Origin of the sequence: Pseudarthrobacter sp. NPDC058119 (genome assembly GCF_042884655.1) — a bacterium.
Taxonomy (GTDB): Bacteria; Actinomycetota; Actinomycetes; order Actinomycetales; family Micrococcaceae; genus Arthrobacter.
Genome location: NZ_JBHVTN010000001.1, coordinates 944,176 through 957,194 on the forward strand (window position 1 = coordinate 944,176; position 13,019 = coordinate 957,194).

The following is a 13,019-nucleotide window of genomic DNA, read 5'->3' on the forward strand; positions in this document are numbered from 1 at the left end:
CTAATTCACGCATCCTTCGCGGGCAGTGACAAGTGGTTGGTACCGGTCCAGGCTGGTCCCGGCGGCGACGATCCGGCGGAGCTCGGCCAGCCCGCCGTCAACGGCCCCGGCCGCCCGTGCCTGCACCAGTACGTTGCCCAGCGCGGTGGCTTCGACCGGTCCGGCGACGACGGGACGTCCCGTGGCGTTGGCCGTGAGCTGGCAGAGCAGGGCGTTTTGGGAGCCGCCGCCCACCACGTGCACCACGTCCACCGAACGACGGCCGGCGAGGCGTTCCGCAACGGTGATGGTCCTGGCGTAGCCGGCCGCCAGGCTGTCCATGATGCAGCGGGTGATGGCTGCAGGATCGCCGGAGAGGACATCGCCGGTGCGCCGGACCGCCGCGCGGATGCGCTCCGGCATGTTGTCCGGGGCGATGAAGTACGGATCGTCCGCGTTGATTTGGGGTCCGCCGGCGGGCAGTGCGGCCGCCGCGGCCAGCAGGGCCGCAAGGTCGGGTGTGAACCCTTCCGACGCCCAGGTGCGCTGGCATTCGCTCAGCAGCCACAGTCCGCCCACGTTCCGCAGGTAGCGGGTGGTGCCGTCCACGCCGCGTTCATTGGTGAAGTTCGCTTCCCGGCTGCCTTCGGTAAGGACCGGGTGCTGCAGTTCCAGCCCTACCAGCGACCAGGTCCCGGAGGAGATGTAGGCGAAGTTGTCATCCATCGCAGGAACTGCGGCCACGGCGGAGGCGGTGTCGTGCGAGCCTACGGCCACAACCTGGGTGTTCCGCGGCAGGCCAACGGCCGCGGCAACGTCGGGCAGGAGTTGCCCGTAAGCTTCCCCTGGCTGGATCAGCGGCGGGAACAAGTCCTTCCGCAGGCCCAGCGCCGTGAAGAACTCGGTGGCCCACTCCCCCGCCACGGCGTCAAACAGTCCGGTGGTGGAGGCGTTCGTGGCCTCGGCCCGCCGCACGCCGGTCAACAGGAACGCGATCAGGTCCGGGATGAGGAGCGCCTGCAGCCCGTCCAGGCCGCGTTCGGTGGCCAGCTGGTAGATGGTGTTGAACTGCAGGAACTGCAGGCCATTGGTCTGGTACAGGCGCGCAGGGTCCAGCTTGGCGTGCACGGGCGCGACGGCGGCCCGGCTGCGGTCGTCGCGGTAGCTGTACGGCTGCGCCACGAGTTTCCCGGCGGCGTTGACCAGGCCGTAGTCCACGGCCCAGGTGTCGATGCCGATGCTGGCGATCGTTTCCCCCTGCGCGGCGGCGACTGTCGCCGCAGCCGCCAACCCCTTGAGTACCTCCGCGAACAGGGCGTCGAGGTCCCAGCGGAGGCCGCCGTCGTGCTCCACCACGCCGTTGGGGAACCGGTGGACGGTCTCCAGCGGCACCCCTTCCGGGGATACGCGTCCCAGCATCACCCGCCCCGAGGAGGCGCCGATGTCGACGGCGGCGAACACGCCGCCGTCGACACCGTTCGAAGCGCTCACCGCAGGAAGGCTGCCGCCACCCCAGCGTCCACGGGGATGTGCAGGCCGGTGGTGTGGGACAGTTCGTTGCTGGTCAGGACGGCGGCGGCGTTGGCCACGTGCTCGGGCAGGACCTCGCGCTTGAGCAGGGTCCGCTGGGCGTAGTACTCGCCCAGTTTCTCCTCGTCCACGCCGTAGACCGCGGCGCGCTTGGCACCCCAGCCGCCGGCGAAGATGCCCGAGCCGCGGACCACGCCGTCGGGGTTGATGCCGTTCACGCGGATGCCGTGCTCGCCCAGTTCGGCCGCGAGGAGGCGGACCTGGTGGGCCTGGTCGGCTTTGGTGGCGGAGTAGGCGATGTTGTTGGGGCCGGCGAACACGGAGTTCTTGGAGGAGATGTAGATGATGTCCCCGCCCAGGCCCTGGGCGATCATGACCTTCGCGGCGGCCTTGGCCACCAGGAAGGAGCCCTTGGCCATCACGTTGTGCTGCAGGTCCCAGTCCTTTTCGGTGGTTTCCAGCAGCGGCTTGGAGATGGACAGGCCGGCGTTGTTGACCACCAGGTCAACCCCGCCGAACGCGAGCACCGCGGCATCGATCGCGGCCGAGACCTGCGCCTCGTCCGTGACGTCGGCCTGGACGCCGATGGCGACGTCGGCACCGCCCAGTTCCTCGGCCACCTTTTGTGCGTTCTCCAGGTTCAGGTCGGCGATGACCACGCAGGCACCTTCCGCGGCGAGCCGAGTGGCAATCGCCTTGCCGATGCCTGACGCGGCACCGGTCACCAAGGCGATGCGGGTGGCGTGGGACTTGGGCTTGGGCATCCGGGACAGCTTGGCTTCCTCCAGGGCCCAGTACTCGATCCGGAACTTCTCGGATTCCTCGATCGGGGCGTAGGTGGAGATCGCCTCGGCGCCGCGCATCACATTGATGGCGTTGAGGTAGAACTCACCGGCCACCCTGGCGGTCTGCTTGTTCGCGCCGAAGGAGAACATGCCCACGCCCGGGACCAGAACGATGGCCGGGTCCGCGCCCCGCAGGGCAGGGCTATCAGCGTCTGCGTGGCGGTCGTAGTAGGCCTGGTAGTCCTCGCGGTAGTCGGCGTGCAGCTCGTGCAGCCGGGCGACCGAATCCTTGATGGAGGCGTCGGCAGGCAGGTCCAGGATCAGCGGCTTGACCTTGGTGCGCAGGAAATGGTCCGGGCAGGAGGTCCCCAGCGCGCCCAGCCTTGGGTGTTCGGCGGCTTCCAGGAAGCCCAGGACGACGGCGTCATCGCTGAAGTGCCCCAGCTGCGGTTTGTCCGTGGAGGCCAGGCCGCGGATCACCGGTGCCAGGGCCGCGGCCTTGGCACGTCGCTCAGCCTCAGGAAGGGCGCCGTAGCCGGGGAGCTTGGGCCCGAAGGGCTCGGCCTTGCCGTTCTCGCGGATGTACTTCTCGGCCTGCTCAATGATCCAAAGCGAGTTCTGCGCCGCCTCTTCGCTGGTGGCACCCCAGGCGGTGATGCCGTGGCCGCCCAGGATGGTTCCGACGGCCTGCGGGTTGGCGACCTTGATCGCGGCGATGTCCAGGCCCAGCTGGAACCCGGGACGGCGCCAGGGCACCCACACCACCTTGTCACCGAAGATCTTGGTGGTCAGCGCTTCGCCGTCCGCCGCCGTCGCAATGGCGATGCCGGAGTCCGGGTGCAGGTGGTCCACGTGCGCGGCGTCCACCAGGCCGTGCATGGCGGTGTCGATCGACGGCGCGGCGCCGCCCTTGCCATGCAGGCAGTAATCGAACGCAGCCACCATCTCGTCCTCACGCTCGACGCCGGGGTAGACGTTCTTCAGCGCATTCAGCCGGTCCAGCCGCAGCACCGCAAGGTTCTGCTCCTTCAAGGTGCCCAGGTCGCCGCCGGAACCCTTGACCCAGAGCAGCTGGACGTCCTCGCCCGTGACGGGATCCTTGTCGGTGCCCTTGGCCGAGGTGTTGCCACCGGCGTAGTTCGTGTTCCGCTTGTCCGCACCCAGGCGGTTCGAACGGGCAATCAGGTCTTCAACAGTCTTGTTGGTCATAACTTCTCAGGCGCCCCATCCGGCTTGCTGGCCGCCTGCGCGGTCCTCGTTGATCTGTTTCTGGTAGCCGCTGGCCTTGTAGGCAGCGATCGGGTCCGCGGGCAGGCCGCGGGATTCACGCCATTCGGCCAGGATAGGCCGGACGTCGGTAAAGAAGGCATCGTTGAAAATGCCGTTCGCTGCCAGGACATCACCCGCGCGCTGCGCTTCGCCCAGCGCTGCGGTGTCCACCAGCAGGGCCCGCAACGTCATTTCCTGGACGTTGAGCACGGAGCGGATCTGGCCCGGGATCTTCTCCTCAAGGTTGTGGCACTGGTCCAGCATGAGCGCCACGCCGGAATCCTTGCCGAACCCGCCGCCGCGGATCACTTCGTGCATGATGCGGAAGAGCTGGAACGGATCGGCGGCGCCCACAATGAGGTCGTCGTCGGCGTAGAAGCGCGAGTTGAAGTCGAACGAGCCCAGCTTGCCCAGGCGCAGCAGCTGCATCACGATGAACTCGATGTTGGTGCCCGGCGCGTGGTGGCCGGTGTCCAGGCAGACGAAGGCCTTCTCGCCCAAGGCCAGGGTCTGGGCGTAGGACGTGCCCCAGTCCGGAACATCGGTGTGGTAGAAAGCCGGTTCGAAGAACTTGTATTCAAGCACCAGGCGCTGCTCATCGCCCAGGGCTGCATAAATCTCCCGCAGCGACTCGGCCAGGCGGTCCTGGCGGCCGCGGAGATCGTCCTGGCCCGGGTAGTTGGTTCCGTCCGCAAGCCAGATCTTCAGGTCCCGCGAGCCCGTGGCGTGCATAATGTCGATGCAGGCCAGGTGGTGGTCGATGGCACGGCGGCGGGCGGCCTCATTGGAGGACGTCAGGGAACCGAACTTGTACTCGTCATCCTGGAACGTGTTGGAGTTGATGGTCCCCAGGCCTACGCCCAGGCCGGCCGCATAGTCCTTCAGTGCGGTGTAATCGTCCACCTTGTCCCACGGGATATGCAGCGCCACGGTGGGCGCCAGGCCGGTCAGCTCGTGGACCTTGGCGGCATCGGCCAGCTTTTCCTGGACCGTCCGCGGCGTACCGGGCGTGCCGAACACCTTGAACCGCGTCCCCGAATTCCCATAGGCCCACGAAGGGACCTCGATGGCAAGCTCCCCGAGCCTGCCCAGCGCCGTTGCTACGTCGTTCATGTTGATTCTTTCCGGTGGTGAGTGTCTGTCTGCTGCGTTTGTTTGATGCCCCGCTGCTGGAGCCTGGCTGCTGTCCGGGTGGCCATATGCCGGCGTCCCGCGGGTCAGCCTGCGGAGGGTGGTGCCGCCAGTTGGCTGTCCAGGTTGAAGACTTCCTCCAGGACCTGGAACCCCTCGTCGGGTGCCTGGCCGGAATCTTCGAAGAGGGTTGCCATGTCGGCCTGCCAACGGGCGTTGACGTCCGTCAGGGCCATGCGGGCACGGGCTGCGTCAAAGTCGTCGCACTCCACGTATCCCACCAGGAGCCCGTCCTCGCCGAGGAACAGGGAGTAGTTGTGCCAGCCCGCTTCCTTGAGCGCGTGCAGCATCTCCGGCCACACCGCGGCGTGACGGCGCCGGTATTCATCGACCAGCTGCGGCTGGACCGAAGAACGGAAACACACCCTCATCGGTGCCCCTTTCAAAACGCCAAGAATTTTTTGAATCGTTTCATTGGTACGATTCAAAGTACTCTTGGATTTGAGCAGGTGTCAAGCAACGGCAGAAACTTCCGATCAGCCGCCGGAATCGTTCCAGCGGGGGCATGTCAGCACGGAGAACCAATGAACCGCACAGCCAGTATCAAGGACGTGGCCACCCACGCGGGCGTGGCCGTGGGCACCGTGTCCAATGTCCTCAACTACCCTGACCGTGTGTCGGACAGGACCAAGGAGCGGGTCCTGTCGGCCATTGATGAACTCGGCTTCGTCCGCAACGACGCCGCCCGCCAGCTTCGCGTGGGGCACAGCCGCACCATCGGACTCATCGTCCTGGACGTGGGCAACCCATTCTTCACTTCCGTTGTCCGGGCGGCGGAAGACGCCGCAGCCCTGCAGGGCAGCGCCGTCCTGCTGGGCGACAGCGGCCACAACGCCGGCCGGGAGGCGAACTACATCGACCTTTTCCAGGAGCAGCGCGTGCAGGGGCTGCTGATTTCCCCAGTGGGCGATGTGACGGACAGGCTGGACCTCCTCCGCGAGCGCGGCATCCCCACGGTACTGGTGGACCGGCTGGCCGACGAGTCCAAGTTCAGCTCAGTTGCCGTGGACGATGACGCCGGCGGATACCTGGCCGCCAGGCACCTCCTGGACTCCGGCCGCCGTCGGCTCGCCTTTGTTGGCGGCTCCACCTCCATCCGCCAGGTGGCAGACCGCCTGCAGGGGGCCCGCCGGGCCGTCAAGGAGGAACCGGACGCCACCCTGGAAGTCCTGGACGCGGAGGGGCAGACCGTACTGGCCGGCCGCAGCGTGGGAAACATGCTGGTGGAACGGGGCCGCGCGGACCTGCCGGACGGCATCTTCTGCGCCAATGACCTCCTGGCCCTGGGCGTCATGCAGTCGCTCACCATGACGCACACGTTCAGCATTCCCGGGGACGTGGCGCTGATCGGCTATGACGACATCGACTTTGCCGCCTCCGCAGTGGTTCCCCTGTCCTCCATCCGCCAGCCCACCCAACTACTGGGAAGGACAGCCATCGAACTGCTGTCCGAAGAGGTTGAGTCGCAGAGCCCCGTCCACCGTTCCGTGGTGTTTACGCCAGAACTTGTAGTCCGGCAAAGCACCGCCGCCGCTGGTTAATTTTCCGCGGGCTGGAGCCACTTCAGGGACTCGGTCCGCGACGTGAAGAAGCGGGTGGGGCACGGCGGGACGTGGACGCCCAGGAAGAAATTGGCGATGATCCGGTCCACTGGACTTGTCCCCAACAGGGCGATCCTGTTGGCCGCGCACGGGATGGAGAACACTGAGCGCGCCTGGATGCTCACATTCTCGGTGGTGGCCATGTCCACGAGCATCGGGTAGGTCGAATCCCCGGCTATCTGGTTCACCGCGGCCATCGCCGCCTGCGCATCCTCGGCTTCGATGCGGACCTTGGGCTCCCAGATAAGGTGGATGACTCCGTCAGCGCGCAGTTCCACCGTTCCCTTGCCGCCGTCGACCACTACGGGCTCCATACCCCGCCTCCCTCCAGTGGGCAGTTGCTGAATTCCTCCATCTTGCCCCACAAGGGGCGGAGTAGTCGCCCATCGCTCCACCAGAGGCCACCCGCATCCCACAGCGGGCTTGACTCATCAGCATGCTTACTATTAGGTTGGTCGACGTGTCCGTGGCCTGGATCACCTTCCAAGGGCCCCGTGTCGCGGCCCGCAAGGGCTGCATGTGAATCGCACTGCATGAGAAACAGACAGTTCCGCCGGGGTTCTTCCATGGGGGCGGAGCCTCGGAGGATTCGTTGCGCCGCTCCCGGCGCCGAAAGGATCTACCGAAAATGCGAACAAAGGTCTCAGCTTCAGTCACCGCAATAGCCCTCTCCGGCGCCATGCTCTTTGGCATGGCAGGCCCGGCAACAGCAGCCGCACCAGCGACTCCTTCCGCCGCCTCCAAAACAACACACACCGCGAACGTCTCCGGCACCATCAACCAGACCATTGACGGCGTGGGCACGTTCGCCGGCTCGTTCACGCCGACGGGCTTCAGCGCCCAGAACGGCCAGCTGAACGTCACCGGCCTGGTGCAGGGCACCCTCACCGACCTCAACGGCGTGGCCACCCCAATCAGCCAGACGGTAACCACGACCGCAGCCGCAGCACCCTCAACCGCGGCCGCCCTGGCCTCGGGCGGCAGCTGCGACATCCTGAACCTGGTCCTCGGCCCACTGCACCTGGACCTGCTGGGCCTCAACGTCGACCTGAACCAGGTGGTCTTGGACATCACCTCGCAGACCGGCGCGGGCAACCTGGTGGGCAACCTCCTCTGCGCCGTCACCGGGCTCCTGGACGGTGGCAACGGCCTGAGCGGCCTGGCCAACCTGCTCAACCGGCTCCTGGGACTCTAGTTCCAGGAAGTCCACAGGCAGCAAGATGGGCAGTCCTCCGGGACTGCCCATCTTCTTCGCCTAGAGCTTCTCCACCACCAGGTTCCGGTAGGCGGCCCGCAGCGGAGCCATCTGCCGGAAACCGATCCGGCCGCCGCCCAGTGCCTTGCCAGCGGCATCACGCCACTCAAAGAGCGGCAGCCCGTTGATGGAAAACTCCACCAGCGGCCCGTCCTTCACCAGCTCCAGGCGGTAGAAATCCGCAGCGTCCTCCGTGGGCGGCAACGGATCCGCGCCCTGCGCCACCAGTTCGAAGCCCGCACTCTTGCGCAGGTTGCAGGTCCGGAATGCCCGCTCGGACGCAAACTTGTGCCGGAAGTACGAGACGTGCAGGGCGTCTATATCGCCTGAGTGGTACTGCGGATAGTAGCCCGTCCGGGACGCGAGGGCCGGGCTGAAGAGATCCTGACCGCCGTGCCCCACTGCCGCGAAGAACAGCATCGCCAGGCCAGGCTCCGCGAGCGGCAGGAACTCCCAGCTGATGCGGATCCGGTCCGGGAATTCTTCCGGGCACCAGAAGGTCCAGTGCGCATGGTCGCCGAACTCCCGGTCGTCAAGCAGGCCGGACAGTTCCAGCGCCCCGTCATGGCTGCCCAGGCGCAACGGCCCTTCAGCCACCCACCCGGCAACGTCACCGGGCCCCGCCAGCGGGTTGCGGTAGAGGACGCTTGTCCCAAGGCCTGCGGCGCCCACTTAGCTGCGTCCCGCCGTCGTACTCAACTCCCCGGCGCCGGCGGGCACTCTGGTGCGGGACCCGCCATATCCCAGGCCCGCCAGTTGGCGCCCCACCTCCGCCGCCACCAGGGCGGCACCCTGCTGCGAGAAATGCGTGTCGTCGGCCAACCCGTCAGGCCAGTGCGCGTGCTCCCCCGGCGCGAAGTGGCAGAAGAGCTCCCGGGAGCCCTCCCGCCCCAGCCGGCCATAGAGGCGCCGGGTCCAGGCGTTCAGGTCCATCACCGGGACGCCAAGCTCCGGGCCCAGTTCGCGGACCACCTCCGGGTAGTCCTCCAGGCTCTCCGCAAGAACGTCCGACGACGGCGCGTCCCGGAAGTGCCGGCGCTCCACCGATGTGCAGAGTACCGGCGCCGCACCCACGCCACGCGCCTCCCCCACCATGGTGCGCAGGTTCGCCGCGTAGCCCGTGCGGGCGGCAAGGTGCGGCTTCTTCTGGTCGTTGTGGCCGAACTGGATGAGTACCGCATCCCCGGGACCTGCCGCGGCGAGCAGGTCCTCCCAGAGACCCTCGCCCCGGAAGGATTCGGTATTTGCGCCGCCCTTGGCGAAGTTGTGCACAGTCGCCCACGTGTAGGTGAACGGTGCCAGTTGCGCTCCCCAGCCGCTCATCGGGAACTCGTGGGTGGGGCAGGTGGCCACGGTGGAATCTCCGGCCAGCAGGATTTTCATGGTCTTCTTTCGGTGGTACGGGTCAACCCTTGACGGAGCCGATGAGCATGCCCTTGGCGAAGTGCTTTTGCAGGAACGGGTAGAAGATAAGGATGGGAAGGGTGGCCACCACGATCACGGCGAACTTGATGCCCTGTTCCGGTGGGATGTAGTTGGGATCCACGTTGCCGGTGCCCAGCAGGTCCGAGGCCGCCGTGACCTGCCGCAGGTACATCTGCAGGGTCCACTTGGAGTTGTCGCTAAGGTACAGCAGCGGCGACATGAAGTCGTTCCAGATGCCCACCGCATAGAACAGCGCAAAGGTTGCGAGCACCGGCTTGGACAACGGCAGGAGGATCCGCCACAGGATCCCGAACTCGGTGGCGCCGTCCATCTTGGCCGACTCCTCGAGTTCGGCCGGGAGCTCCTGGAAGAAGTTCTTGATGATGATCAGGCTGAACGGGTTGATGGCCGCCGGCAGGATCAGGGCCCAGTAGGAGTTGAGCAGGCCCAGGTCCTTGACCAGCAGGAAGGTGGGGATCATGCCGCCGGAGAAGACCATGGCGAAAACCACCAGGGACAGGATCACGTTCCTGCCGCGCAGGCTCTTCTTGGCCAGCGGGTAGGCCATGGTCACGGTGAAGGCCAGCTGGACCAGGGTGCCCACCGCGGTGACCAGGATGGTGGTGACCAGGGCCCGGACGAACGCCGGGGTGGCAAAGATGTACTCGTAGGATCCGAGGGTAAATTGTTCCGGCCAGACGAAGAATGCCCGGCGGGTGATCTCGGCTTCGGTGGCGAACGAGCCCGCGAAGACGTAGACGAACGGCAGCAGCGTGATGATGCCGATCAGGGCCAGGAACACGTAGTTGGCGGCGTCGAAGATCCGGCCGCCGCGGGTGTTGTGGATCTTCATTAGAACAGTCCGCTCTGGTTGAATCGCTTGGCCAGCCAGTTGGTGCCGAAGATCAGCACGATGCCCACCACGGATTTGAAGAGGCCCACCGCGGTGGAGTAGCTGTAGGCGCCCTGGGTGATGCCCACGAAGTAGACGTAGGTGTCAAAGACATCCGCTACTTCCCGGTTCAGTGCGTTGGTCATCAGGTAGATCTGTTCGAAGCCGGTGTTGAGAATCTGGCCGATGGCCAGGATCAGCATCACGATGATCGTGGAGCGGATCGCCGGCAGCGTGATGTGCCAGACCCGCCGGAACCGGCCGGCGCCGTCGATAATCGCGGCCTCGTACTGGTCCTGGTCCACGGTGGAAAGGGCGGCCAGGAAGATGATGGTGCCCCAGCCGGTGTTCTTCCAGATCTCCTGGAGCACGATCAGGGGGCGGAACCAGGCCGGGTCGCTCAGGAAATCGATGTGTGTGCCCATGGTGTTGTTCAGGAACTGGAACAGCGGTCCGATGTCCAGGGCGAACAGCAGGAAGCTCAGCGAAGCCACGATGGTCCAGGACAGGAAATGCGGGATGTACACCAGCGTCTGGACCGTGCGCTTGAGGATGGACAGCCGGACCTCGTTCAGCAGCAGCGCCAGGATGATGGTCAGCGGGAAGGCCACGCCCAGGTTCAGGAAGGCCAGGATCAGGGTGTTGCCCAGCAGCCGGGGGAAGTCCGGGTTGGCGAAGAAGTCCTCGAAGTTGCGGAACCCCACCCAGGGGCTGCCGTTCACGCCGAGGAACGGGACGTAGTCCTTGAAGGCGATGGACACCCCGTACATCGGGGCGTAGCGGAAGACCGCGAAATACACCACGCCGGGCACCAGCAGCAGGTAGAGCCACTTGTAGTGCGCGAAGTGGACGGAGAACCTGCCCCCTTTCCGGGGAGCGGGCGGGGTCTTGCCCGCCCGCTCCCCGGCGAGGGTGTCAATGACAGGGGCTGCCATTTACTTGTTGTCCTGCCACAGCTTGTTGATTTCTTCCTTCACCTTGTCGCCGCCGCTGGTGTCCCAGAGCTTGATGGCGTCCTTCAGGCCCTGCTCATCGATCTGCCCGGCCAGGTACTTGATCCGGGCATCGGCCACGATGTTGTCCAGCTGCGCGCCCTTGGCCACGTAAGTGGCGGAAACGTAGGGTGCGGCAGGGTTGTAGACTGCGCTCTTGAGGTCCTCGGCCATGACGTCGGTGCGCTTGTCGAATACCTGCTGCTCGTAGTCGGTGGCCTGCTTAACCGGGTAGAACTGGTTCCCGGCAACGTTCATACCCAGTTGGGCGTAGCTCTTGATGTCGGTGCTGACGGCCTTTCCTTCCGGGGTTTCCGGCTTGATGGTGGCCGCCTTGCCGTTGAAGAACGGCTCGTTCCACTTGGTGGGGTCGAAGGTGGCGAAGTCAGGGTTGATGAGCTTTTCGTCCACCATCTTCTTGATGAACCGGTCGGCCTGGAGGAACTCATCGGTTTCGAAGCTTGGAACCAGCTTCCCGTCCCGTTCGGTCCACCGGTTTCCGGCGCCGAACCATTCCTCGATCACGTCGTAGGGGCTGTTGGTTCCCAGCGCACCCCACTTGGGAATGGTGATGCCCCAGGTGTCGTTGATGCCGTTGCCGTCGGGGTCCTGCTCGGTGAAGGCCTTTGCCACCTTGTACAGGTCCTCCACGGTCTTGGGCGGCTGCAGGCCCAGCTTGTCCAGCCAGTCCTGCCGGAACATCACGGCGGTCCGCATGGGCGAGCGCTCACGGAACAGTCCGTAGACCTTTCCGTTGACGCTCGAGTTCTTCTGGATATCCGGGAAGGTGGTCTTGAGGTTGGGGTATTTGTCGAGTTTGTCGGTGAGGTCCCAGAACGCACCTGCCTGGGCATTCTTGACGAACCCGGGGCTCTTGGTCTGGATCACCATGACCTGCGGGATGTCGGACCCTGCAAGCGTGATGTTGGTTTTGTCCTCGTAGGAAGCGTTGGGTGCCCAGTTGATCTTGACCTGCTTGCCGGTGAGCTCCTCCAGCTTCTTCTGGACCGCGCCGTCCGCCGCCGGCGGCTGGGCTTCCAGGAACGGGGCCATGATGGACACCGAGGTGAGGTCTGCGGCCGGGGCGTTCCCGCCGCTGCACGCCGTGAGGGACAGGGCAGTGGCGGTGACGACGGCGGCGGCCAAGGTCAGTTTCCGATGGATCATGTTTTTTCCTTTTCCACTTCATTGGGGTTTGGGTTCGCTGGACCCGCGATTGATACGTTTCATTTGCGCTTCGCGCAAGGTAGCTTGCGCGCAAGGCGAGGGGATGCCTCCACAATCCGCGGGGATCGTCAGGCGGTGGACGCCCCGTGGAGGGGGCTGCCGGGGGCCGGTCCTGCAGCGATCGCCACCGACCGGTCATTGGCCGCGAAGAAGCGGTCACACAACCAGCCGGTGAGGTAGAGCCAGGCTCCGATGCTGAAGAACGGAACCAGCCCCGGGAGGCAGCTGCTGGCATAAACCACCGCCGCGGAAACAAAGAGCAGGATGACCGTTCCCGCCAGGTGCCGCACGGCGAAGCGGGATGACATCAGCAGGTACTGCGGCAGCGCCAGCTCGTAGCGGGCATACATGGGGAACAGGTAGCAGACCGTGCCCGCCATGAAGATTGCCGCGACAAGGACTGCCGCCGCCATGTACTGGGCGAAGCCACCGCCTCCCGCGAAGTAGTTCCAGTTCAGGACGAGCGCCACGGTGGCGGCGGTGACCGGAATCGACAGGAGGTTGGCCCTGGCGAAGTTCCGGAAGTAGGCGGAGGTGAACCCGCGCAGCAGCGGGGCACCATCCCCGGCGATCCTCCTGCGGACCACAATGTGCGCGGCGGCAGTGGCGGGGCCGGCACCGAGGACGCCCGCGCCCACCAGCGTGAAGGCGATCCACAGCAGGTTCAGGCCTGCTATCCATAGGAGCGTGTCGAAAAATGCATAGGCACGCGCACTGAAGGTTCCAGACAGCATGGCACGGCTCCCCTCTGTCCTTCATGGTTTCAGGGGGCGGACTATTGCCGGTCAGCCTCACCCCAGTAATCGGTTTCTCGAAAATCTAGACCCAGCATGACAGCTGGTCAAGGAAAATTTTGAATCGTTACATAACGCG

At 65.5% G+C, this 13,019-nt stretch carries 13 protein-coding genes; 2 read left to right on the top strand and 11 right to left on the bottom strand.

Annotated features, from left to right (window positions below; translation table 11 throughout):
- The 4 genes from ACFVTD_RS04520 to ACFVTD_RS04535 all read right to left on the bottom strand — a co-directional run bounded on the left by ACFVTD_RS04520 (window position 1) and on the right by ACFVTD_RS04535 (window position 5,125).
- Window positions 1–1,470, bottom strand: coding sequence for a rhamnulokinase family protein (locus ACFVTD_RS04520; protein ID WP_387558621.1), 1,470 nt, complete (start codon window positions 1,468–1,470; stop codon window positions 1–3).
- Window positions 1,467–3,503: a bifunctional aldolase/short-chain dehydrogenase gene (locus ACFVTD_RS04525; protein WP_387558623.1), complete on the bottom strand. Its 2,037-nt coding sequence runs from the start codon at window positions 3,501–3,503 to the stop codon at window positions 1,467–1,469. The genes ACFVTD_RS04520 and ACFVTD_RS04525 overlap by 4 nt, the downstream gene beginning before the upstream one ends.
- 6 nt (window positions 3,504–3,509) lie before the next feature.
- Complete coding sequence (gene rhaI, locus ACFVTD_RS04530; RefSeq protein ID WP_387558626.1) at window positions 3,510–4,676, bottom strand: L-rhamnose isomerase; 1,167 nt, start codon at window positions 4,674–4,676, stop codon at window positions 3,510–3,512.
- 104 nt (window positions 4,677–4,780) lie between these two features.
- A complete protein-coding gene (locus ACFVTD_RS04535; protein WP_387558628.1) occupies window positions 4,781–5,125 on the bottom strand; it encodes an L-rhamnose mutarotase in 345 nt (114 codons plus the stop codon).
- Between the two features lie 153 nt (window positions 5,126–5,278).
- Here ACFVTD_RS04535 and ACFVTD_RS04540 point away from each other — a divergent pair, with 153 nt between their 5' ends.
- A complete protein-coding gene (locus ACFVTD_RS04540; RefSeq protein ID WP_387558631.1) occupies window positions 5,279–6,295 on the top strand; it encodes a LacI family DNA-binding transcriptional regulator in 1,017 nt (338 codons plus the stop codon).
- Here ACFVTD_RS04540 and ACFVTD_RS04545 read toward each other — a convergent pair.
- The gene (locus ACFVTD_RS04545; protein ID WP_387558634.1) at window positions 6,292–6,669 is read right to left on the bottom strand and encodes an STAS/SEC14 domain-containing protein; all 378 of its coding nucleotides are present in this window, start codon (window positions 6,667–6,669) and stop codon (window positions 6,292–6,294) included. The genes ACFVTD_RS04540 and ACFVTD_RS04545 overlap by 4 nt on opposite strands.
- A gap of 314 nt (window positions 6,670–6,983) precedes the next feature.
- Between ACFVTD_RS04545 and ACFVTD_RS04550 the strand changes: the two genes are divergently transcribed.
- Window positions 6,984–7,550 (top strand): ABC transporter substrate-binding protein, encoded by a 567-nt coding sequence (locus ACFVTD_RS04550; protein ID WP_387558637.1) that lies wholly within the window; start codon window positions 6,984–6,986, stop codon window positions 7,548–7,550.
- A gap of 60 nt (window positions 7,551–7,610) precedes the next feature.
- Here the strand turns inward: ACFVTD_RS04550 and ACFVTD_RS04555 are convergent, their stop codons facing one another.
- The 6 genes from ACFVTD_RS04555 to ACFVTD_RS04580 all read right to left on the bottom strand — a co-directional run bounded on the left by ACFVTD_RS04555 (window position 7,611) and on the right by ACFVTD_RS04580 (window position 12,880).
- Window positions 7,611–8,282, bottom strand: a complete 672-nt coding sequence (locus ACFVTD_RS04555; RefSeq protein WP_387558639.1) for a DUF1961 family protein — start codon at window positions 8,280–8,282, stop codon at window positions 7,611–7,613.
- On the bottom strand, window positions 8,283–8,993 hold the full coding sequence (locus tag ACFVTD_RS04560) for a rhamnogalacturonan acetylesterase (RefSeq protein WP_387558642.1): 711 nt from the start codon (window positions 8,991–8,993) through the stop codon (window positions 8,283–8,285).
- Between the two features lie 22 nt (window positions 8,994–9,015).
- Entirely contained in the window at window positions 9,016–9,888 is an 873-nt protein-coding gene (locus ACFVTD_RS04565; RefSeq protein WP_387558645.1) for a carbohydrate ABC transporter permease, read from the bottom strand.
- The gene (locus ACFVTD_RS04570; RefSeq protein ID WP_387558648.1) at window positions 9,888–10,862 is read right to left on the bottom strand and encodes an ABC transporter permease; all 975 of its coding nucleotides are present in this window, start codon (window positions 10,860–10,862) and stop codon (window positions 9,888–9,890) included. Before ACFVTD_RS04570 ends, ACFVTD_RS04565 begins: the two co-directional genes overlap by 1 nt.
- Complete coding sequence (locus ACFVTD_RS04575) at window positions 10,863–12,086, bottom strand: ABC transporter substrate-binding protein (protein WP_387558651.1); 1,224 nt, start codon at window positions 12,084–12,086, stop codon at window positions 10,863–10,865.
- A gap of 128 nt (window positions 12,087–12,214) precedes the next feature.
- Window positions 12,215–12,880 (bottom strand): YesL family protein, encoded by a 666-nt coding sequence (locus ACFVTD_RS04580; RefSeq protein ID WP_387558654.1) that lies wholly within the window; start codon window positions 12,878–12,880, stop codon window positions 12,215–12,217.
- Window positions 12,881–13,019: the final 139 nt, after the last annotated feature.

What these genes read in the sequence shown, in the direction of transcription:
- ACFVTD_RS04525 (WP_387558623.1), bottom strand. Translation starts at nt 3,503, where the DNA reads ATGACCAACAAGACTGTTGAAGACCTGATTGCCCGTTCGAACCGCCTG.
- ACFVTD_RS04545 (WP_387558634.1), bottom strand. Translation starts at nt 6,669, where the DNA reads ATGGAGCCCGTAGTGGTCGACGGCGGCAAGGGAACGGTGGAACTGCGC.
- ACFVTD_RS04560 (WP_387558642.1), bottom strand. Translation starts at nt 8,993, where the DNA reads ATGAAAATCCTGCTGGCCGGAGATTCCACCGTGGCCACCTGCCCCACC.
- ACFVTD_RS04580 (WP_387558654.1), bottom strand. Translation starts at nt 12,880, where the DNA reads ATGCTGTCTGGAACCTTCAGTGCGCGTGCCTATGCATTTTTCGACACG.
- ACFVTD_RS04535 (WP_387558628.1), bottom strand. Translation starts at nt 5,125, where the DNA reads ATGAGGGTGTGTTTCCGTTCTTCGGTCCAGCCGCAGCTGGTCGATGAA.
- ACFVTD_RS04570 (WP_387558648.1), bottom strand. Translation starts at nt 10,862, where the DNA reads ATGGCAGCCCCTGTCATTGACACCCTCGCCGGGGAGCGGGCGGGCAAG.
- ACFVTD_RS04575 (WP_387558651.1), bottom strand. Translation starts at nt 12,086, where the DNA reads ATGATCCATCGGAAACTGACCTTGGCCGCCGCCGTCGTCACCGCCACT.
- ACFVTD_RS04540 (WP_387558631.1), top strand. Translation starts at nt 5,279, where the DNA reads ATGAACCGCACAGCCAGTATCAAGGACGTGGCCACCCACGCGGGCGTG.
- rhaI (WP_387558626.1), bottom strand. Translation starts at nt 4,676, where the DNA reads ATGAACGACGTAGCAACGGCGCTGGGCAGGCTCGGGGAGCTTGCCATC.
- ACFVTD_RS04550 (WP_387558637.1), top strand. Translation starts at nt 6,984, where the DNA reads ATGCGAACAAAGGTCTCAGCTTCAGTCACCGCAATAGCCCTCTCCGGC.
- ACFVTD_RS04565 (WP_387558645.1), bottom strand. Translation starts at nt 9,888, where the DNA reads ATGAAGATCCACAACACCCGCGGCGGCCGGATCTTCGACGCCGCCAAC.